18 protein-coding genes are annotated in these 20,081 nt (G+C 72.5%); 12 read left to right on the top strand and 6 right to left on the bottom strand.

Annotation, left to right across the window (positions count from 1 at the left end):
* Nucleotides 1-33: 33 nt before the first annotated feature.
* Nucleotides 34-201: a hypothetical protein gene (locus AB0F10_RS25370; protein ID WP_360629798.1), complete on the bottom strand. Its 168-nt coding sequence runs from the start codon at nt 199-201 to the stop codon at nt 34-36.
* 103 nt (nt 202-304) lie between these two features.
* On the bottom strand, nt 305-703 hold the full coding sequence (locus tag AB0F10_RS25365; protein ID WP_360629795.1) for a hypothetical protein: 399 nt from the start codon (nt 701-703) through the stop codon (nt 305-307).
* A 97-nt stretch (nt 704-800) separates the two neighbouring features.
* Here AB0F10_RS25365 and AB0F10_RS25360 point away from each other — a divergent pair, with 97 nt between their 5' ends.
* A complete protein-coding gene (locus AB0F10_RS25360) occupies nt 801-1,538 on the top strand; it encodes a M23 family metallopeptidase (protein ID WP_360629792.1) in 738 nt (245 codons plus the stop codon).
* Nucleotides 1,539-1,616: 78 nt separating this feature from the next.
* On the opposite strand, the gene AB0F10_RS25355 is transcribed toward AB0F10_RS25360, so the two are convergent.
* On the bottom strand, nt 1,617-2,768 hold the full coding sequence (locus AB0F10_RS25355; RefSeq protein WP_360629789.1) for a hypothetical protein: 1,152 nt from the start codon (nt 2,766-2,768) through the stop codon (nt 1,617-1,619).
* Between the two features lie 104 nt (nt 2,769-2,872).
* On the opposite strand from AB0F10_RS25355, the gene AB0F10_RS25350 reads away from it, so the two are divergent.
* Entirely contained in the window at nt 2,873-3,850 is a 978-nt protein-coding gene (locus AB0F10_RS25350) for a prephenate dehydrogenase/arogenate dehydrogenase family protein (protein ID WP_360629786.1), read from the top strand.
* A gap of 41 nt (nt 3,851-3,891) precedes the next feature.
* Nucleotides 3,892-4,479 (top strand): DinB family protein, encoded by a 588-nt coding sequence (locus AB0F10_RS25345; protein ID WP_360629783.1) that lies wholly within the window; start codon nt 3,892-3,894, stop codon nt 4,477-4,479.
* Here the strand turns inward: AB0F10_RS25345 and mtnA are convergent, their stop codons facing one another.
* Nucleotides 4,480-5,442: an S-methyl-5-thioribose-1-phosphate isomerase gene (gene mtnA, locus AB0F10_RS25340; RefSeq protein WP_360629780.1), complete on the bottom strand. Its 963-nt coding sequence runs from the start codon at nt 5,440-5,442 to the stop codon at nt 4,480-4,482.
* A 25-nt stretch (nt 5,443-5,467) separates the two neighbouring features.
* On the bottom strand, nt 5,468-7,309 hold the full coding sequence (locus AB0F10_RS25335) for a M48 family metallopeptidase (protein ID WP_360629777.1): 1,842 nt from the start codon (nt 7,307-7,309) through the stop codon (nt 5,468-5,470).
* 141 nt (nt 7,310-7,450) lie between these two features.
* On the opposite strand from AB0F10_RS25335, the gene AB0F10_RS25330 reads away from it, so the two are divergent.
* From AB0F10_RS25330 to AB0F10_RS25290, 9 genes are all read left to right on the top strand, one after another.
* The gene (locus AB0F10_RS25330) at nt 7,451-8,410 is read left to right on the top strand and encodes a DUF4034 domain-containing protein (RefSeq protein ID WP_360629774.1); all 960 of its coding nucleotides are present in this window, start codon (nt 7,451-7,453) and stop codon (nt 8,408-8,410) included.
* A gap of 18 nt (nt 8,411-8,428) precedes the next feature.
* Complete coding sequence (locus AB0F10_RS25325; protein ID WP_360629771.1) at nt 8,429-9,496, top strand: PHP domain-containing protein; 1,068 nt, start codon at nt 8,429-8,431, stop codon at nt 9,494-9,496.
* 38 nt (nt 9,497-9,534) lie between these two features.
* Complete coding sequence (locus AB0F10_RS25320) at nt 9,535-11,205, top strand: DUF885 domain-containing protein (RefSeq protein ID WP_360629768.1); 1,671 nt, start codon at nt 9,535-9,537, stop codon at nt 11,203-11,205.
* Between the two features lie 499 nt (nt 11,206-11,704).
* The gene (locus AB0F10_RS25315; protein ID WP_360629765.1) at nt 11,705-12,847 is read left to right on the top strand and encodes a hypothetical protein; all 1,143 of its coding nucleotides are present in this window, start codon (nt 11,705-11,707) and stop codon (nt 12,845-12,847) included.
* On the top strand, nt 12,834-15,599 hold the full coding sequence (locus AB0F10_RS25310) for a nitrate- and nitrite sensing domain-containing protein (RefSeq protein ID WP_360629761.1): 2,766 nt from the start codon (nt 12,834-12,836) through the stop codon (nt 15,597-15,599). Before AB0F10_RS25315 ends, AB0F10_RS25310 begins: the two co-directional genes overlap by 14 nt.
* Entirely contained in the window at nt 15,596-16,066 is a 471-nt protein-coding gene (locus tag AB0F10_RS25305; RefSeq protein ID WP_360629758.1) for a roadblock/LC7 domain-containing protein, read from the top strand. The genes AB0F10_RS25310 and AB0F10_RS25305 overlap by 4 nt, the downstream gene beginning before the upstream one ends.
* A complete protein-coding gene (locus AB0F10_RS25300; RefSeq protein ID WP_360629755.1) occupies nt 16,063-16,536 on the top strand; it encodes a DUF742 domain-containing protein in 474 nt (157 codons plus the stop codon). Before AB0F10_RS25305 ends, AB0F10_RS25300 begins: the two co-directional genes overlap by 4 nt.
* On the top strand, nt 16,514-17,146 hold the full coding sequence (locus AB0F10_RS25295; RefSeq protein WP_360629752.1) for an ATP/GTP-binding protein: 633 nt from the start codon (nt 16,514-16,516) through the stop codon (nt 17,144-17,146). The genes AB0F10_RS25300 and AB0F10_RS25295 overlap by 23 nt, the downstream gene beginning before the upstream one ends.
* A gap of 95 nt (nt 17,147-17,241) precedes the next feature.
* Entirely contained in the window at nt 17,242-17,955 is a 714-nt protein-coding gene (locus tag AB0F10_RS25290; RefSeq protein ID WP_360629749.1) for a hypothetical protein, read from the top strand.
* Nucleotides 17,956-17,994: 39 nt separating this feature from the next.
* On the opposite strand, the gene AB0F10_RS25285 is transcribed toward AB0F10_RS25290, so the two are convergent.
* Nucleotides 17,995-20,081: ATP-binding protein (locus AB0F10_RS25285; protein WP_360629746.1), on the bottom strand; the 2,087-nt coding region annotated here is incomplete at its 5' end.

The following is a 20,081-nucleotide window of genomic DNA, read 5'->3' as shown; positions in this document are numbered from 1 at the left end:
GCCACGCCCCGAAGGAGGTCAAAGCCGATTAACTCAGTTGGCCAGGCGACGGCGGTTCGCGATCAACTCGCGAAGCCGGGCACCGCGCAGGCGCTGGGGCTGGCTGTGCTCGCGAGCCGACTTCGCATCGGCCAGGGCGGCCAGTAGCTCGAGTCGGCGACGGCGACGATCGGGGTCGAGCCGTTGCGGTACGTGGGCCATGAGCCCGAGAGTGCCCAGCCGCGCGACGTTCGTCAAGGCCGAGTGCGCTGCGCCACCAAAGGTGCACGTTTCGTCGATGACACACCGCCCCAGAGCTGGACATTCACCACAGCGGCCAGTCGCTTGTGGTGATCCAGCGCACCGCCACGACACCGGCGGCTATCGATAGACCGAGCCCGCCGACGAGCGCCACTCCGGTGGCCGTGCCGCGGTCGCCGAGCACGGTCAGCACGGCGGCGACGGCCCAGGCCGAGATCGCGGCGGCGATCGTCCACCAGGCGTAGCTGATGAGGTCCCGGCCGAGGGCGCCGAACAGGGTGAACCACACCAGGGCCGCGCCGGCGCCGGCGAGCAGGGGCCCGGCGCTGACCGGGTGCGGCTCGCGATAGATCGGGCGCGGCGGCGGGCCGGGCGGGAGCCCGCGGGGCGGGGGCGGGCGTCCGGGCAGCCAGCCGACCGGCGGCTGCGCCGCACCGGGCCAGGATCCGTGCTGTTCGGACATCGTTCGCCCCTCCATCCGGTTCGCCGGCGGCGTGACCGCCAGCCTATCCAGCATCGGCGGGTCGGCATCGGGGGATGACTTCTGCCAGGATGGCCGGGTGCTTTCCCTGCGCTCGATCTCGATCCTGACCGTCGCGGCATGTTCCCTTGCCGCCTGCGGGTCGCCCGGCGGCACGCCGTCGGCGGCCGTGACGCCCGAGTTCGTGTTGCCGTCACAGACCGCGGCAGCGGCGCCGGCGCCCGGCGCAGGCCTGCCCGAGAACGCCCCCGCGGCGGCCGTGTCGGCCTCGCCGACGCGGGCGGTGGCGCCGGCCAAGGTCCCGGTCAACGTGAAATACGTCTTCCCCGTGAAGGCGTCGAACGTGGCGTTCCACCCGACCCACTCGAAGTACCCGGCGACGGACATCTTCGCCGACTGCGGTAAGCCCGCGGTGGCGACCACCAGCGGCGTGGTGCTCGAGGTGAGCCGCAAGGACGCCTATGTGAAGGGGCAGCCGGACGGCCCGCTCAACGGCGGCCTCTCGGTCTCGATCGCCGGCGACGACGGCGTGCGCTATTACGGCTCGCACCTCAGCAAGATCGCGTCCGGCATCAAGGCGGGCGTCCGGGTCACGCCGGGACAGCAGCTCGGCTCCGTCGGCCACACCGGCAACGCCAACGGCGTCTGCCACCTGCACTACGGGATCTCGCCGCCGTGCGCCAAGACTGGCGACTGGAAGGTCCGCCGCGGCGTGATCTGGCCGGCGACCTACCTGACGTCCTGGCGCAAGAAGGGCGGCAAGAGCCCGGTCGCGGAGGTCGCGAAGTGGAAGAAGGCGCACAACTGCAAGGCCTGACCGAACGGGACGGGGCCGCATCCCTCGCCCAAGGAATGCGGCCCCGCGGTGCGGAGAAATGCCCGTTGCCGAGTCGCCTCAGCTGAACTGCGCGAACCGCTTCTGTATCCGCCCGCCGATCGTGGTGAAGGCGCCGCCGGCGGCCACCGCGGCGAGGCCGGGGTTGACGGCCATCGCGAGCACGCCCTCGATGCCGTTGCCGTTGGCGGTCCAGTCGCGCAGGTGGCCGTCGCCGACCGCCAGCCCGACGAGCTTCACCCGGTCGTCGGAGCCGTCCAGGCACACGCCCTGCGGCCCCGTCCGGGTCGTCCGGCAGGCCCTGTCGAAGTGCCCGCCGACGTAGACGGTGTCGCCCAGCACCGCGACGGCCTGCGCATCCCCGTCGAACGCGGCCGTCCAGCGCGTGGCGCCGGCGAGGCTGTACGCGTTGGCCGTACCGCCCCGGCCGCCGTTGGCGGTGTAGACGCCGCCCGAGGTGACCGCGATGGCGTAGGCGATCACCGAGGCCCTCGGCGTGAAGCCGGTGACGATCTTCGCGGCTGACGGGTCGAGGGCGACCAGCCGGGCGTACCCGGCACCGCCGTTCACCTTGTGAAACTTGCCGCCGACGTAGACCCGCCCGCTGCCGGTCGCCAGCGACTCGACCTGGTCGTCGACCGTCGGCTTCCACTTGCCGTCCAGGACGCCGCTGCTCAGGTCGAACGCGGCCAGCCCCGCCCGTACCTGCCCGTCGACCCTGGTGATCGCCCCGCCCAGGTAGAGCCGGCCGTTGCCGGCCGCCAGCGCGTACGGCCGGCCGTCGATCGCGTGGCCGAAGGTGGCCGACACCGCCCCGTTGCGGGCGTCGACCCGGGCGAGGCTGTCCCGCGGCTGCCCGCCGACGGTGCTGAAGTCGCCGCCGACGTAGACGGAGGAGCCGCTGACCACGAGGGCCTTGACCCGGCCGTCCGTGGTGGGCGCCCAGGGCAGCAGTTCGCCGGTCAGCGCGTTGATCGCCGCCAGCCCGGCCCGCCTGACCGCCCGGCCCCCGACCAGCGCGGCGGTGAAGTCGCCGCCGACATAGGTGGTGTTGCCCGCGTAGGCCACCGCGAGGACCGCCCCGTTGAAGCCCGGCGCCGGGTCCGGCGTCTCGGAGGGTGCCGCCTGCGCCGGCGCCGCCAGCGCCAGGACGGTCGCGCCCACGATCCCGGAGATCAGGCCCCACCTGCGAAGTTCGCCCCTGTACGTCACATGATCAACGTAAACGCGCCGATTGCGGTTACCTAGTGGCGAAACGGACGAAAAGCAACACGTCCGTACGGCTGATATCGAAGGGGTATGCGAGAGTCTCGGGCGTGGACATCGCCGTCATCGGACTCGGTCTCATCGGCGGCTCGCTGCTGCGGGCCCTGGCCGCACACGGGCACCGGGTCACCGGCTACGACGCCGCCGCGGAGACCCGCGAGGCCGCCCGGGCTCTCGCGAAGCAGGCCGGGGCGCCACGGTCCGGCGACGCCTGGCGGGTGGCCGACAGCGTCGCCGAGGCCGTCGCGGGCACCGAGGTCGCCGTGCTCGCGGTGCCGCTGCCGGCCATCCCCGGCGTGCTGGCCGGGCTCGCCGGTTACCCGGGGCTGATCACCGACGTCACCTCGGTCAAGGGACCGGTACGGGACCTGCTCGACGGTAGCCGCTTCGTCGGCGGGCATCCGATGGCGGGCAAGGAGTCCTCGGGCTTCCCGGCCGCCGATCCGCGGCTCTTCGACGGCTGCGCGTGGGTGCTCTGCCTCGAGCCGGACGATCCCGATCCGGCCGACTGGCTGACCCTCGCCCGGCTGTTCACCCGGCTCGGGGCGCGCGTGGTGCCGGTGACCGCAGCGGAGCACGACCGGGCGATGGCCGAGATCAGCCACGTGCCGCACCTGCTGGCCGCCGCGCTCAGCGCACTGCTGGCCGGCAACCCCCTCGCCGGCACGCTGGCGGCCGGATCCTTCCGGGACGGCACCCGGGTGGCCGCCACCCGGCCCGAGCTGATCGCGGCCATGTGCGGCGGCAACGCGCCCGCGGTGCGGCGGGTGCTGGCGGGGGTCGTCGAGGACCTGGAGTCGTTCGGCCGCGAGCTTGAGCACGACGATCCGATCGCGGCCCTGACCGCCGGGCTGCGGGCCCCCAGCGAGCTGCGGCGTGGCTGGCCGCCGCGGCCCGGCGCTCCGGTCGAGGTGCCGGCCGAGGTCGAGGCGCTGCTGGCGCTGGGACGGGCCGGCGGCTGGGTCTCGGCGATAAACGACGGCACGGTCGCCGGATTGCGGCCGGAAACTGACCGTAATTGTTCCTAGTCTGAGGCGGTAAGCACGGACAACGGACAGGAGACAGGCCAATGCCAGGTCACGTCGGCGCCATCGGCAACGAGCGGGAGGGCCTGCTCGCCTACCTCGCCCAGATGCGGCACGTCGTCAGGCTCACCGCGTACGGGCTCACGCCCGAACAGCTTCGCGCCGCACCCACCGCGAGCCCCCTGACGGTCGGCGGCCTGATCAAGCACTGCGCGTCGACCGAGGAGGGCTGGATCGACACGGTACGCCGCGAGCCCCGCAAGCTGGACTACCAGGCCTACGCCGACAACTACGTCCTCAGGGACGACGAGACGATCGACGACGTCCTCGCGGACTACGACCGGGTCGCCGCCAAGACCGAGAAGGTCATCGGCGAGATCGCGGACCTCGGGCAGGACGTGCCGGTCGACCACTCGGTGCCGTGGAACCCGAAGGACGTGGACAACTGGTCGGTCCGCTGGGTCCTGCTGCACCTGATCGAGGAGACGGCCCGGCACGCCGGACACGCCGACATCATCCGCGAGTCGCTGGACGGCGGCACGGCATTCGCGATCATGGCCGCCGCCGAGGGCTGGCCGGAGTCGCCGTGGCTCAAGCCCTGGAAGCCCTCCGGCGCGCAGGTCGTGGCCTAGCTAGAGCCGCTCGCCGCGGTCGAGGCGGACCACCCGCCGGTCGGTCACGATCGCGGTGACCAGGTCGTGCGGCGTCACGTCGAAGGCCGGGTTCACCGCGTCCGAGTACCCGGTGATCTCGGCCGCGCCGCGGTCCTCGATCTCCACCGCGGCGCCGTCCGGCGTCTCGGTGTCCACCGTCGACTCCGGCGCGACCACGACGAACGGCAGGCCCGCGCGGCGCGCGCCGAGGGCGTGCGCGTAGCTGCCGATCTTGTTGATCACGTCGCCGTTCGCGCAGATCCGGTCCGCGCCGAGGATCACCGCGTCGGCCTCGCCCCGGGCCAGCAGGAACGGTCCGGCCGAGTCGACCGCGACCCGGAAGTCGATGCCCGCCTCGCGCAGCTCCCACGCGGTCAGCCGGGCGCCCTGCAGCAGCGGCCGGGTCTCGCTGGCGATCACCGCGCCGAGCGCGCCGCGGCGATGCAGCTCGGTCACCACGCCCAGCGCCGTGCCCCCGGTCACCGCCGCGAGTCCCCCGGTGTTGCAGTGCGTCAGCAGCCGGGGCCGCGCGCCGCACAGCTCGACCATCAGGTCGGCGCCGAGCGCGGCCATCGCGGCCGAGGCGGCGATCTCCTCGTCGCGCACCGCGCACGCCTCGGCCAGCACGGCGTCCGGGCCGACCGGGAGCCGGGCCGCGGCCCGGCGGGCACCGCGCGCGAGGTTCACCGCGGTGGGGCGGGCCCGCTCCACCAGGCGTACGGCGTCGGCCCGCGCGGCGTCGTCCCCGGCGAACTGCCGGGCCGCGAGTGCCACCCCGAAGGCCCCCGCGACGCCGAGCGCGGGCGCGCCGCGAACCGCCAGCGACCTGATCGCCGCGACCAGGTCGGCGACCGTGGTGAGCCGCAGGACGCGCACCTCGTCCGGCAGCGCCGTCTGGTCGATGATCTCGATGGCGTCGTCGGCCCAGTCGATCGTTCGCATGCGGCGCAGCCTATGGGTAGCTGTCTCAGACGGCCGCGCGGAGCACGATCCGGTCGAGCACCGCGAGCAGGGCGTCCTGGCTCTTGCCGAGCTGCTCGCCCGTCCAGCGCTCCTCCAGCGGGATCACCGTGCCGTTGTGCGTGCGCAGTTCGGCCCGCACCGGGCTGCGCTTGGTGATCGTCACCGAGGCGATCTCCTCGTACGGCAGGAAGTGGAACCGCTTGGCGAGCTCCTCGACCGGCCCCGAGCCGAGCAGCGACTGCAGCCGGTCCTTGCCGTTGTCGGTGGACTTGGGCGCGGGCACGAACACGAATCCGCGGTCGAGCAGGATCAGGTCGGTGTGCATTCCGTCGACCTTGAAGTTGGCCAGCGCGCCGATGATGTCCGCGCCGGTGGCGGTGGCCGCCTTCTCGACGATCGCGGCGGCCTCGACCCGGACGCCCACCTCGGCGAGCCGGGTGCGGGCCTGCTCGAGGGTGTCCGGCGAGACCGCCAGCTTCGCGATCTCCTCGAAGTCGATCTCGGCGCCGTCCGCGTCGGTCAGCTTGACCGGCTCCGACCAGGAGTGCCGCCAGTACGCGGCTCCGGACCGGACCGCGGCCAGCACGAAGAGCAGGTCCATCGTGGCGGCGAACCGGACCGCAGCCTCCTTGCGGGTGGCGTCCGGGTAGAACTCCTCGGCGAGCTCGCCGAGGCGGCCGGCGGCCACCAGGTCGAAGAGGGTGCCGAGCCCCGGGTCGGACACGCCGGTGAGCCGGCCGAGCGAGCGGAAGAGCCGGTCGGCGTTGCGCTGCAGGCGTGCGGTGGTCGCCGCGGCGGTGAACTGGGGCCAGGGCAGCACCTGGCGGTTGCCGACCTCGATGACGGCCCGCTGCAGGGCGACGCCGGCGGCGGTGATCGAGGGCACCAGCACGCCGGCGGGACGGCCGTCGGCCGGGTGCGCGACCTGCGGCGCGGAGCGCATGACGGCGATCCGCTCGGCGTTCGACGGATGCGTGTCCCAGCGCGACCGGTGCTCCTCGGGCTCCTTGTCGCGCATCTTCGCCAGCTCGTCGTTGCGGGCGGCGACCAGCGCGCCGAAGCCGCCGAAGACGTCGTCCGGCGCGAAGCCCGCCTCCCAGCCCGGCGCCACGTACGCGCCGAAGTAGAAGTCCCAGGCGGCGTCGATGATCGGCAGTTCGTGCAGCGCCGAGGTGGCGACCTCCGGGCCGGCCACCCGTACGGAGGCGCGGTCGGCGTCGAGCTCCTGGCGCCGCGAGGCGGCGTTGTCGACGAGCAGGTACAGCCGCGCGTAGCCCCGGAAGACCCAGCCCACCGGGTTCCACGGCCCGATCCGGCCGATCGTGTGCCCGATCGCGAGCCGCCCCCGGTACGCGACCGCGCCCAGCCGGGTGTGCGACCCGGAGTAGTGCCCCAGCTCGTGCGCGACGACCGAGCGAAGCTGGTCGACGGAGAGGGCCTGCAGCAGCGGCATGCCCAGGTACAGCAGGCGCCGGCCGCCGACCAGGCCGAGCAGCTTGGCGTCCTCGCTGACCGCCGCGTTGACCTCCGGCACCAGCCGGATCTCGTCGGGCATGCGCGTGCCGACCTCGGTCGCCAGGGCCCGCACGAGGCCCCACAGCTCGGGGGCGTCGTGCGGCGCGACGATCAGGCCGTGCATCGGCTCGGGGCGGGTCCGGATCGCGCGCCACAGGCCGACGGCGGTCGCGCCGAGGGCGAACAGCAGGGGCAGACCGAGCTTGAGGCCGACGGTCGCGCTCGACTCGATGGAGACCCAGACCACGAAGGCCAGCACGGCGACCAGCTGTAGCAGGGCGACTACGTAGAACCCGAGCAGCATGAAGACGGACGCGGCGGCGCGCAGCATGGTGTTACCTCCCCGTGGCGACGCCCGGCAGCACCGGACGGCGCAGCGAAGATACCGATCGGGATCTGCACCGGCAACCCCGTACCGGGAGGGTGCGACGCGGGTCTACGCTTCCCGTCCGACACGGGGAGGAAAGTCGATATGTGGCCGTTCACTCGCAGCCAGGCGCCCGCCATCGATCCGGCCTTCGGGGACGCCCGGGCGCGCGTTCTGCTCGATGCGCTGGCCAAGGGGGACTGGCGCGCGGCCCGGGATGTCTTCGCGGCCGCCCAGGATCCGAACGCGCTGGCCTACCTCATGGAGGCCGCCGCGGAGGTCGACAGCATCCAGGCATGGATCGGCGACTGGATCGCCGCGGAGCCGGAGTCGACGCTGCCGGTGCTGGTGCGCGGGTGCAGCGCGGTGGCGTGGGCGTGGCGCGCCCGGGGCGCCGCGGGCGCGGAACACACCGGGCAGGAGCAGTTCCGGGAGTTCTTCCGCCGCCTCAAGATCGCCGAGAACGCCCTCGACGAGGTCATCGAGCGGGATCCCGCCGATGTCACGGCCCGGACCTGGCTGGTCACCTCCGCGCGCGGGCGCCAGGTCGACCAGCAGGAGGCGCAGGACCGGTTCGACGCGGTTGTGCGGCGCTGCCCGCACCACGTCGTCGCCCACGAGCAGCGGCTGCAGTACCTGTGCGCCAAGTGGTTCGGCAGCGACGAGCAGATGTTCGGCTTCGCCCGGGCGGCCACGGCCGCCGCGCCGAAGGGCAGCCTGCTGCCCGTGCTGGTGGCACACGCGCACGTGGAGAAGTGGCTCGCGCTGCCCACCGTCATCGACGAGGCACACATGACGAATCCGGAGGTACGCGCCGAGTTGCTGGCGGCGGCCGAGCAGTCGATCTTCCACCCCGACTTCACCCCGAGCGGCAACTGGACCCGCCGGGCCAACTTCTTCGCGATGTCCCTGCACCTCGCCGGGGAGCACTCCGCCGCCGCGCGGGTCTTCGACCTGCTGGGCGATCAGCCCAGCGAGCGCCCCTGGAACTACCTCGGCCGCGGCAACAATCCGGCCGCCCGGTTCGCGAAGGCGCGCCGGGATGCCTACGCCCGGCGGCGCTGAGCGCTCTACGCTGGCGGCATGGCATCCCGGGATCCGGTCGCTGACCTGCGTCGCATCGCCTTTCTGCTGGAACGCGCGAACGAGGCGACCTACCGGGTCAAGGCCTTCCGGTCGGCGGCCGCGACCGTCGCCGCCCTGCCCGGGGCGGAGCTTGCGGAGCGCGTCGCCGCCGGCACGCTGGCCGAGCTCTCCGGCGTCGGCGAGGTCACCGCCCGCTGCGTGACCGAGTCGTTCAACGGCGAGCACCCGGTCTACCTGCGGCGCATCGAGTCCACCGCGGGGACCGACCTGCAGGGCGCGGCCGCGGCGCTGCGCGAGGCCCTGCGCGGTGACTGCCACGCGCACTCGGACTGGTCGGACGGCGGTTCACCGATCGAGGAGATGGCGCTCGCGGCGGTCGAGCTGGGCCACGAATACCTGGTGCTGACGGACCACTCGCCGCGGCTGACGGTGGCCCGAGGGCTGACCGCCGAGCGCCTGCGCCGCCAGCTCGACCACGTGGCCGCGCTGAACGACGCGCTGCCGGACGGCTTCCGCATCCTCACTGGCATCGAGGTCGACATCCTCGCCGACGGCTCGCTCGACCAGGAGGACGAGCTGCTCGCCCGCCTGGACGTGGTGGTCGGCTCGGTGCACAGCAACCTGCGCGACGACTCGGCCAGGATGACCCGCCGGATGGTGGCCGCGATCGCCAACCCGCACCTCGACATCCTCGGCCATCTCACCGGCCGCAAGGTCGCGGCGGGCGGCGCCGGCGACAAGGGGCACCGGGCCGGGCGGACCCGGCCGCCCAGCGACTTCGACCTGACGGCGGTGCTCGGCGCGTGCCTCGAGCACGGCAAGGCCGTGGAGATCAACTCGCGGCCGGACCGGCTCGACCCGCCGAAGCGGATGCTCACCGTCGCCGTCGAGGCCGGCTGCCTGTTCAGCATCGACACGGACGCGCACGCGCCGGGTCAGCTCGACTGGCTGCACAACGGGTGCGAGCGTGCGGCGCTCTGCGGCGTACCGGTCGAGCGGGTGGTGAACTCCTGGCCGGCCGACCGGCTGCTGGAGTGGACCGCGGGCCACGACCTGGCGAATTAGGGCGGCGTCGCGGCGGCGGGTTCCCGTAGGGTCGGCGCGTGGGACAGATTGATGACCTCGCGAACCGCTACGTCGACGATTGGGCTCCGCTCAACCCGTCCGGCGCCACCTTCATCGGCGTGCCCGGTCACGACGATCAACTCGACGATCTTTCACCGGAGGGCTTCGCGGCTCAGGCCGAGCTGACCCGGCGCACGCTGGCCGAGCTCGACCCGATCGAGCCCGAGACCGAGGCCGAGAACGTCGCCAAGGACGCGATGCAGGAGCGGCTGGGTCTCGAGCTGGCCCGCCTCGACGCCGGCGACATCGCCGGCGGCGTCAACGTGATCGCGAGTCCGGTGCACGGCCTGCGCATGGTCTTCGACCTCATGCCGACGCAGGGCGAGGAGGCGGTCGCCAACATCTCGGCGCGCCTCGCCGCCTTCCCCCGGGCCCTCGAGCAATACCGGCGCACCCTGCTCGAGGAGGCCGCCAAGGGCAACGTCAGCGCGCGCGTGCAGCTCGTCGAGGTCGCGGAGCAGTGCGACGCCTGGACCGATCCGGCCCGCGACAACTTCTTCCACCGCCTCGCCGACGGGCTCGACGCCGACGGGGCGCTCGCGGCCGACCTGCAGCGCAACGCCGCGGCCGCGACCGCGGCCACGATCGGCTTCGGCCGGTTCCTGCGTACGGAGCTGGCGCCGCTCGGCCGCGAGAAGCAGGCGGCGGGCCCTGAGCTGTACGACCGCGCGTCGCAGTACTTCCTCGGCGCGCGCGTCGACCAGCTCGAGACGTACCTGTGGGGCTTCGAGGAGCTGGCCCGGCTCGAGGGTGAGATGCGCGTCGTCGCGGCGCAGATCGCCGGCCGCGGCGCAAGCGTCGACGAGGCCGTCGCGGTGCTCGACGCCGACCCCGCCCGCCGCATCGCGGGCAAGGAGGCGTTCCGGGACTGGATGCAGGCCCTCGCCGACAAGGCGGTGTCCGAGCTCAACGGCACACACTTCGACATTCCCGAGCCGGTGCTGAGCATCGAGTGCTGCACCGCGCCGACCAGCGACGGCTCCATCTACTACACCGCGCCGAGCGAGGACTTCACCCGCCCGGGCCGGATGTGGTGGGCCGTGCCCGAGGGCATGACCGACTTCTCCACCTGGCGCGAGACCACCACGGTCTACCACGAGGGCGCGCCGGGCCATCACCTGCAGATCGGTCAGACGATCTACCGCGCCGAGCTGCTCAACCGCTGGCAGCGGCTGCTCTCCTTCTGCTCCGGGCACAGCGAGGGCTGGGCCCTGTACGCCGAGCGCCTCATGGACGATCTCGGCTATCTGTCCGACCCGGGCGACCGGCTCGGCATGCTCGACGGGCAGGCGCTGCGGGCCAGCCGGGTGATCGTGGACATCGGCATGCACCTGGAGCTGGAGATCCCCCGGGACAACCCGTTCGGCTTCCACCCGGGCGAGCGCTGGACCCCGGAGCTGGGCTGGGAGTTCCTGCGGGCGCACACCCGGATGGACGATGAGGTGCTGCGCTTCGAGTGGAAGCGTTACCTCGGCTGGCCCGGGCAGGCTCCGTCCTACAAGGTCGGCGAGCGCATCTGGCTGCAGGCCCGGGATGACGCGCGGGCCCGCAAGGGCGCCGGCTTCGACCTCAGGGCGTTCCACCGCGACGCGCTCAACCTCGGGGCGCTGGGCCTGGACCCGCTCCGAAAGGCGCTCGACCGGCTCTAATTGCCCGACCCGCACTATTCGCAGTGAAATGCCCGTCCAGGCCTCCGCCCGGGCGGGCATTCTCACGAATTCGTCCGCATCGCGAGACGGATAGCGTATCGACTCGACTACTCTTTGTGGGATTTTAGCGCTACGTAATGCGTTCGTTACCAAATGGTGACTGCCGCGGCGTGCGCCGATCTGTTCCATTGTGGAACGCTCTGGGCTGTGCCAGTAAGTCGCCATTCGACCGGGAAGCGTTTCCTCCCCGCGATCGGTGGCCACCCGCAGGATCCGCCGTTCCCCGCACCCCGGTGCTGCTAGAGGCCGGTCTTCCCCGCGTAGTACAACCACTCCACCCAGTAGGCGTATCCCCCGATCAGCCGAGCCAACTCTGACCCTTGGAAAGGGGTCGCGTGAATCTTTCTCGGATAGATTGACCCGGATCGGTGCGCCCGCTCGGCTACGGAGGGTAGCCGCCAAAACGGTCTATCGCGGATGCATGGCGGAGGAATTGGCAATGTCAGTCTCGGTGGACAACCGGCGAACACGTCTGCGCCCAGCGCTCGCGGCCGTTCTGACGGTCCTGATACTCGTCCCGGCGGCGATCCTCTTCTCGCGGGTCTGGGGCACGATCTCCGATGAGCGGGACAGCACCAAACTGGAGCAACAGGGCGTCGAGTACGTCGCCGCCCTGGCACCCCTGGTCAGCGCCCTGGCCGAGGCGCAGTCCTCGGCACTCGCCGGCGTCTCGGCCGCGCCCGGCTCGCTGACCGCCGCCGTCAACGGCGTCGCCGCCACCGACCAGCGCCTCGGCGAGATCCTGAGCACCCGGGACCGCTGGGCCAGCCTGCGCCAGAAGATCGAGAAGCTGCCGAACGCCACCGGCAGCCCGCTTGTCGTCTTCCAGGCGCACGTCGAGGTCACCGACCTCGCGCTCGCCCTCTACAACGCCGTGCGCGACAACTCCGAACTGGTGCGCGACCCCGACAACGACGTCTCGCACCTGCAGCAGGCCGTCGCGGTCGACCTGCCCGCCGCCGTCGTGCAGGTCAGCCGCATGGGCGACCTCAGCCAACTGGTCGCCAAGGCCAGCCCGCAGCTGCAGGCCCAGCTCGGCCCGCAGTTCGGTGCCGCCGTGCTGTCCGTCAACACCACGGTCAACAGCCTGACCGACAACCTGCAGGCCGCGGTCGACGACACCAACAGCACCACGCTGAGCGGCGAACTGGTCAGCGGGCTGGACTCGTTCCGCCGGGGGGTGGAGTCGCTGACCCGCGGCGCCAACCCGGGCGGCACCCCGAACACGGCCACCATGGCCACCGCGCAGAGCCAGCTGCAGGTCTCCCTCTCGAACCTCTCCGGCATCGTCTCGCGCGAGACGATCGCGCTGCTCAGCGACCGGATCGACGGCCTCGACTCCCAGGCGCTGGTGGCACTGACCGCGATCGGCGCGGCCGTCCTGCTCGTCATCGCCGCGATCGTGGTGTCGCTGACCGGCGGCGGCCGCCGCACGACCGCTCCGGTGCCGGGCGCGAGCGCCCGCGACACCTCCGTTGACACCGCCGGCTCCGACTCCGCCCGACCCGACCTCGGCGCCCCCGCGCCCGGCTACGGCGAGGCCAACCCGACATGGCGGGAGCGATCCGGTGCTCTTCGGTAGGTTCCGCATCCTCGGCAAGCTGACCCTGCTGGTCCTGGTACCCCTGATCGGTGTCGTCGCCCTCGCCGTGCCGATCGTCGTCAACCGCATCGACGTCGCCCGCGACGCGCAGAACGTCTCCGACACGGTCGAGTTCGCCACCCAGGTCGGTTCGGCGGTGCAGGAGCTCCAGGAGGAGCGCCTGCTCTCGGTCGGCTACCTGTTCGGCCTGATCCAGGCGCCGGAGCTGGTCGTGCAGAGCGCCAAGGCGACCGACCGCATCGAGGGCCTCCGGCGCATCGACACCCCGATGTCCGCCAAGCTGCTCGAGGCCGTCGACGGCCTGAAGCGGCTGGACAGCACCCGGGCCGCCGTCATCGACCGGACCATCCGGCCCGACCTGATCGTCACCGAGTTCACCGCGGTGATCACGCCGATCATCGACGCGCTGTCGCTGGCGCTGAGCGCCGACCTGACCTCCTCGACGGGCCGGCAGGTCTACGCCCTCGAGCAGGCCCTGCGCAGCGACGACATGATCAGCCAGGCCTCCGGCTACCTCACCGCCTCCGTGGTCACCAAGAACGCCGGCCTGGTCGGGCTCTTCTACTCCACCCTGGTCCAGCTGCAGCTGGTCATCACCAACGCCAAGCCGTACTTCACGGACACCCAGTACAAGCTGTACCTGGGCGCTCAGGAGGCGTTCGCCTCCCGGGTCGGCGGCCGGTTCCTCACCGAGGCCGCCACCGACCCGGATGCGGCGGTCAAGCTGCTGAGCACCCAAACGCTCTTCCCGTCGCTGCGTTCCGTGATCGTCCTCGGCGGCTTCGTGGAGAAGCGGGTCGCCGCGGACGTCGACGTCGCCGTGCGGGACAACCGGGACAGCGCCCTGCGGGTGGCCGGCATTGTCGGCGGCGGCGCGCTGCTCCTGCTCCTGCTGGTGGTCGCGCTGTCGCTGATGATGGCCCGCGCGGTCGCCCTGCCGCTGCGCCGCCTCACCTTCTCCGCCGACCGGATCGCCCGCGCCGCCGAGGCCGAGCTCGAGCGGGTCGCCGACGACGACGTCGAACACGCCCGCCGGATCCGCCTCGACCCCGTCGACGTGCAGGCCCTCGACGAGATCGGCGACCTGGCCCGCGCCTTCGACCGGGTGCAGACCACCGCGGCCCGGCTGGTGGAACGGCAGGTGCAGGGCCGCCGCAACGTCGCACAGATGTTCGGCCACGTCGGCCGCCGCACCCAGAACCTGGTCGGCCGCCAGCTCGCCCTGATCGACAGCCTGGAGCGCCGCGAGAACGACAGCGAACGCCTGCGCGAGCTGTACCGCCTCGACCACCTCTCCAGCCGCCTGCGCCGCAACGCGTCCAGCCTGGTCGTGCTCTCCGGCGCCGTCGGCGCGAACGACCACATCGCCCCGCTGCCGCTCTCCGACGTCGTCCGGCTGGCCCTCGGCGAGATCGAGGACTACACCCGGGTCGACGTCGAGGTGCCCGAGGAGATCGTGATCGTGCCGGCCGTGCTGGCCGACCTGACGCTGCTGCTGGCGGAGCTGATGGAGAACGCCACGTCGTTCTCGCCGCCGCACACCCGCGTCAGGATCACCGCCGCGGAGTTGCGCGGCGGGGCCCGGCTCGCGGTCATCGACCACGGCCTCGGCCTGACGCCCGCGCGCCTCGCCGAGGAGAACGCCCGGCTCACCCACCGCGAGCGCCTCGATCTGGCGCCCAGCGAGGTGCTCGGCCTGTTCGTGGTCGGCCGCCTCGCCCGGCGCCACGGCATCGAGGTCACCCTGGCCGACACCCCCGAGGGCGGCGTCACGGCCTGGGTCGACCTGAGCCCGGCGCATCTCGTGACGGCCCGCGAGCCGCTGTCGCACCTGCAGGCGGGACCGATCCACGCGACCGTGCCCAGCTACGGCGAGTACGCACCGTTCATCGCCGGCATGTCGGCCCGATCGGTGCCGGGCAGCGCGCAGCCGTTCGACGCGAACGTGCTGCACCGGGCCACCAGGACCCTGCAGGCCGGCCGCTCGTGGAACGCGTTCAAGCCGGTCCGCGCCGGCGCACCGGCGCTCGAGGTGGCACCGCACAGCCACCCCGCGCAGTCCGTGCCGCAGCTGACCGGCTCGCAACCTCCCCGCCAGGTGCCCGCCGCGTACATCACGGGCACGCCCGTCGCCGGACGTTTCCCGGCGCTGGAACTCCCCTCGGCCGGCCGGTTCGTCGAGCCGGAGCCCCCCGTCGTGGTAGAGGGACCGATCGTCATGTCGACGCCGTCCGACGCCATCCAGCTGCCGCACCAGCGGCTCGCGCCCGCGTACCAGCCGCCGGCCCAGCCCGAGCCCCCGCAGCAGCGCGCGGCCCCGGAGGCGCGTAACGCCGCACCCGCCGGCCCGCTGCGCCGGCGCGTGCCCGGCAACCAGATGCCGATCGAGACCGTGCCCAAGCCGCCGGTGGCGCCCCGGCCCACCTCGGACGACGCGCTCGCGGCCCGGGAGGCGTTCGAAGCCTTCGAGGCCGGGGTGTCCCGCGCCCACTGGGACGTCATCGAGCAGGAGATGTCCTCGCCGCCCGCCGCCGGGCACCCGCCGCTGACCCGCCGGGTACCGGGCGCGACGCTGCCGGCCACAGAATCCCCGAAGACCCCGGCACCGGCGGCCTCGCCGCCGCAGCCGCTCGACCCGGAAGCCGCCCGGGCATCGATGGAGCAGTTCGAGTTCGGCGTCGCACGCGCCATGAGTGAAACGCAGCCACTACCCGAGGGACAACCGCGATGACTTCCCCCTACTCCACCGAAACCGGCAACGGACAGGACTACGCGCAGTCCCAGCTGAGCGCCGAGGCGAAGACCTTCAACTGGCTGCTGGACTCGTTCACGTCCGGCACGGCGGGAGTCGTCGAGGCGATCGCCGTCTCCTCCGACGGTCTGCTGATGGCGATGTCCGCGATCAAGGACCGGCCCAACGCCGAGCGCCTCGCGGCGGTCGTGTCGGGCCTGACCAGCCTCGCCGGCGGTGCGGCTAGCTGGTACGCGCTGGGCAGCCTCAACCGCGTCATCATCGACATGGCGGACGGCTACCTGCTGGTGACCGCGATCAGCGCCGGCTCGGTCCTCGGGGTCATCGCGGACCGGACCGCCAACCTCGGCACCCTGGCGTACGAAATGACGCTCTTCGCCACCCGCGCCGGCGGTGCACTCAGCCCGCGCCTCATCGCTGAATTGAAGAACGCCGTCCAGCAGTGAGGCACCCGGCCGACGCCGACGACCCGGCACACCCGGCGGCGCCAGGTGTCCGGCCGTTTCTGCGCAACGCCGCCTCCGGCGGGCGCCATCAGGCGGCCCTGCCGGAGGCACCGCAGCCCATGGCACCCCCGGTCGGCGAGCAGACCACCTCGCTGCGGCCGTTCGTCATCACGTCCGGCCGGGTCGACGGGCTCGACCCGAACATCGGGCTGGAGACGCAGGTCAGCTCCCACCCGGGCGCGATGTCCGCGCGCCTCTCGCCCGAGCAGCGGGCGATCGTGCAGCTCTGCGGCGAGCCGCTGTCGGTCGCGGAGATCTCCGCCCAGCTCCGGATGCACCTCGGCGTCACCCGGATTCTCGTCGGCGATCTACGAGCCGCCGGACACCTTGACGTTCACGTGTTGGAGAGCGACTTCCCCGACCCCGAGACCATCATGCGAGTGATCCGTGGACTTCGATCCATATCCTGACCGCCGTCCGTTCGGCACGGCGCACGTGCCCGACGCGCCAACCAGGGCCAAGCCTCCCGTACCAGTCAAGATCATTATCGCCGGCGGCTTCGGGGTCGGTAAGACCACGACCGTCGGTGCCATCTCGGAGATCTCGCCGCTGACCACCGAGGCCGAGATGACGATGGCCGGCTTCGGCGTGGACGACCCGGGCCCGGCGTCCGGCAAGACCACCACCACCATCGCGATGGACTTCGGCTGCGTCACCATCGACCACACGCTGAAGCTGTACCTGTTCGGCACGCCCGGTCAGACCCGTTTTGCGTTCATGTGGGACGACCTGGTCCGCGGCGCGCTCGGCGCGCTCGTTGTGGTTGATACGTCCCGGATTGATGACTGTTATCCCGCTGTAGATTACTTTGAGCGGACAGGTCTTCCGTTCGTTGTCGGCGTCAACACTTTCAACGGGCAGCTAGGCTACAACCTGGACGAGGTGCGCTGGGCCTTGGCCGTTCGTGACGAGGTGCCGATCGTGCAGTTCGACGCGCGTTTCCGCGGGTCGGTGCGGGATGCCCTGCTCGTCGTGCTCGACCAGGCACTCGACAAGGCCATGAAGATGAGGTCGTCGTAAGGTGTTCGCCGACTCGCTCCGTGCCCGGTTCCCAAACCGCCCGTCGGGCGGGCAAAGTGATTACGGGCAGCTGCGTGTGACGGGAGGACGGTGACGTGCGAAACGGATTGGACGACGCGCTCGACAAACTGGCGCGCCGAGACGAGCTGCGTCGTCGTGCCGCGGGGGAGGTAAACGGCACCCCGCCGTCGGTGACGGAGCTGGTCGAGGCGATCGCCGCCGTCGTCGGGCGTCACCCCGAGCTCGGCGTGACGGTCGGCGTCGAGGGCGCCGGCGATCCGTTGCTGCTGCACTTCGCGGTCGAGGACGGCATCGTGCAGGTCAGCGCGGACAATTCGGTGGCCGATCGGGTGGCCGAGGTCGCGCCGACGTCGCCGCGGCACGCCGACTTCGACATCGATCCGGAGGAGCCGGAGCCTTACACCCCGCCCTACGGCTACGTCTTCGAGCAGCCGGCGGGGCCGGTCCGGGACGCGCCGCGCCCCGACTACCCGGCCGCCGAGCAGGGCTACGACCGCTACGACATGCCGCCGGGCCCGCGCCCGCAGGAGACGTTCGCGCCGCACCCGTTCGCGGCGACCCCGCCGCCCCCGGTCCCGCCGCAGTCGACCCGCCGCGCCCACGCGGAGCAGCACCGCGCACCCGACGACCGGGCCGCCCCGCATCAGATGGCGGAGCAGCGCGGCATGCCGGCCCCGCTGGCGGAGCCGATCCCGCTGCGGGTCGACACCGAGGAGACGGAGATCGCCGCGAAGCGCCTGGCGGCGCTGCTGCGCGACAACCCGTCCCTGCTCCGCTCCCAGGAGTGATTCCCGGCGCCGCCGCCGAGCGGCGCCGGTACCGCACCGCTAGGGCGCGCCCAGCCTCCCGATCGCCTTCTCCACGCCGGCCACCCGGTCGGCGAGCAGCCCGACCGCCCCGACCGCCCTGGTCATCGGGTCGTCGGCCGCGCCGCCCAGCGCCTGGTCGCGTACGAAGGCGGCCTTGACCTGGGCCCAGCGCTCCGCCTGCTCCGGGCTCAGCCGGCCACGCAGCTCGGCCAGCTTCAGCAGGTTGGCCTCCGCGCCCGTCGTCAGCGTCTGCGCCTCGCCCCGGTAGTGATCGTCGATGACCGACTCGAGCTCGGCGTCGTTCATCACCGGGACGATCCGCTCGGCCAGCTTGTTCATGTTGCGGTAGGAGCCCTGCAGCTTGAACGGCGGCTCGGTGCGACCGGCGTCCGACTGCCCCGCCGAGGCGATGTACTCCCGGTTGTTGCGCAGCACGATCCGCTGCACCCGGCGCATCTTGCGCAGCACCGACAGGACCTGCTCCAGCTCCGTTGCCGAGTACGGATGGCTGAGCCGGTCCGGCCGCACCGACTCGTCGCCCTCGGCGAGCCGGACCAGCAGCGGCAGGTCGGCCCGGTCCCGGGACGACAGCGGCGCCAGCACGGTGTTCGAGGTCAGCGCGTTCTCCAGGTACGACATCTCGAAGACGTCGTCGCGGCCCGCGAGCACGTCGCCGAGGTTCCACACGTCGGCGCGGTTGGCCAGCATGTCCGGGATCCGGAACCGCTGCCCGCTCTCCGTGTAGGGGTTGCCGGCCATGCACACCGCGAACCGCTTGCCCCGCATATCGTACGTGCGGGTGCGGCCCTCCCAGACGCCCTCCATCCGGCGCTGCGCGTCGCAGAGCGAGATGAACTTCTGCAGCAGCTCCGGCGAGGTGTGCTGGATGTCGTCCAGGTAGAGCAGGACGTTGTTGCCCAGCTCGAGGGCGAACGAGATCTTCTCGATCTCCTGCCGCGCCGTCGCGTTCGGCGCCTGCGCCGGGTCCAGCGACGTGACGTCGTGGCCGAGCGCCGGGCCGTTGACCTTCACGAAGATCAGGCCGAGGCGGTTGGCGACGTACTCCATCAGCGTCGTCTTGCCGTAGCCGGGCGGCGAGATCAGCAGCAGCAGGCCGGACTGGTCGGTGCGCTTGGCGTCGCCGGCCGCGCCCAGCTGCCGGGCCAGGTTGTCGCCGATCAGCGGCAGGTAGACCTCGTCCAGCAGCCGGTTGCGCACGAAGGCACTCATCACGCCGGGCTTGAACTCGTCGAGCCGCAGCCGTTCGCGCTCGGCGGCGGCCAGGGCCGTCCGCTGCTTCTGGTACGCCCGGTACGCCGGCACCGCGGCGGCCCGGAACTCCCGGGTACGGGTGAGCACCTCGTCCAGCCGCAGGTCGATCCGGCGATCGACGATGCGGGGATGGGTGCCCAGCAGCCCGCCGACGGTCTCGGTCAGCGCCGCCGCCGAGTCGTGCCGGGTCAGCAACGTCCCGGTCAGCTCGAGCGCGACGGCCTCGGCGAGGTCGTCCGCGGACCCCGCCGCGGGCTGCGCGGCCAGGAACGAGGTCAGCCAGGCCGTCACGAGCTGGCGCCGCGCGGGAAGGTCGCCGCTGAGGGCGCGCAGGTCCTCCGCGTAGTCGTGTGCGGCCGCCGCCGGGCCGCTGCCGAGGGCCCGGTGGAAGCGCTCGACCAGCGTGCGGGCGCCGGCGGCGGTGACGAACCCGGCCGGCGTGCTCGCCAGCTCCTCCACCAGATACTCGCCGACCAGCGGACCGGTGCCCGCCGCCGCGCCGAGCTCGGCGCACAGCTCAGGCAGCGCGGAGCCGGCCGCGCCGAACATCTCCCGGGCCCGGACCAGCGACGAGGCGCGGCGGGCCCAGGCCTGCTTGTCCCCCTCGCCGAAGGCCCAGAACAGCTGCGCCTCGGCGCGCACCGAGCCGGGATAGCGCAGCAGTCCCGCGGCGGCGCTCAGGCGGACCAGGGCCTCGAGGATCAGGGCGGCGTCGGCGTCGTGCACGCCGCGCTCGTACCCCTCGTCGTAGCGGGCCTCGGCGGCCCGGCGCACGAGGGCGGGCAGCGTGCCGCCCGCGGCGGCCGCCGCGACGCCGGCGGGGTCGTCGGCGA

This window comes from Actinoplanes sp. NPDC026623, assembly GCF_040638275.1.
Lineage (GTDB): Bacteria > Actinomycetota > Actinomycetes > Mycobacteriales > Micromonosporaceae > Actinoplanes.
Note: the sequence above shows the minus strand (reverse complement) of the source record. Positions and strands in the feature narration are given on the sequence as shown.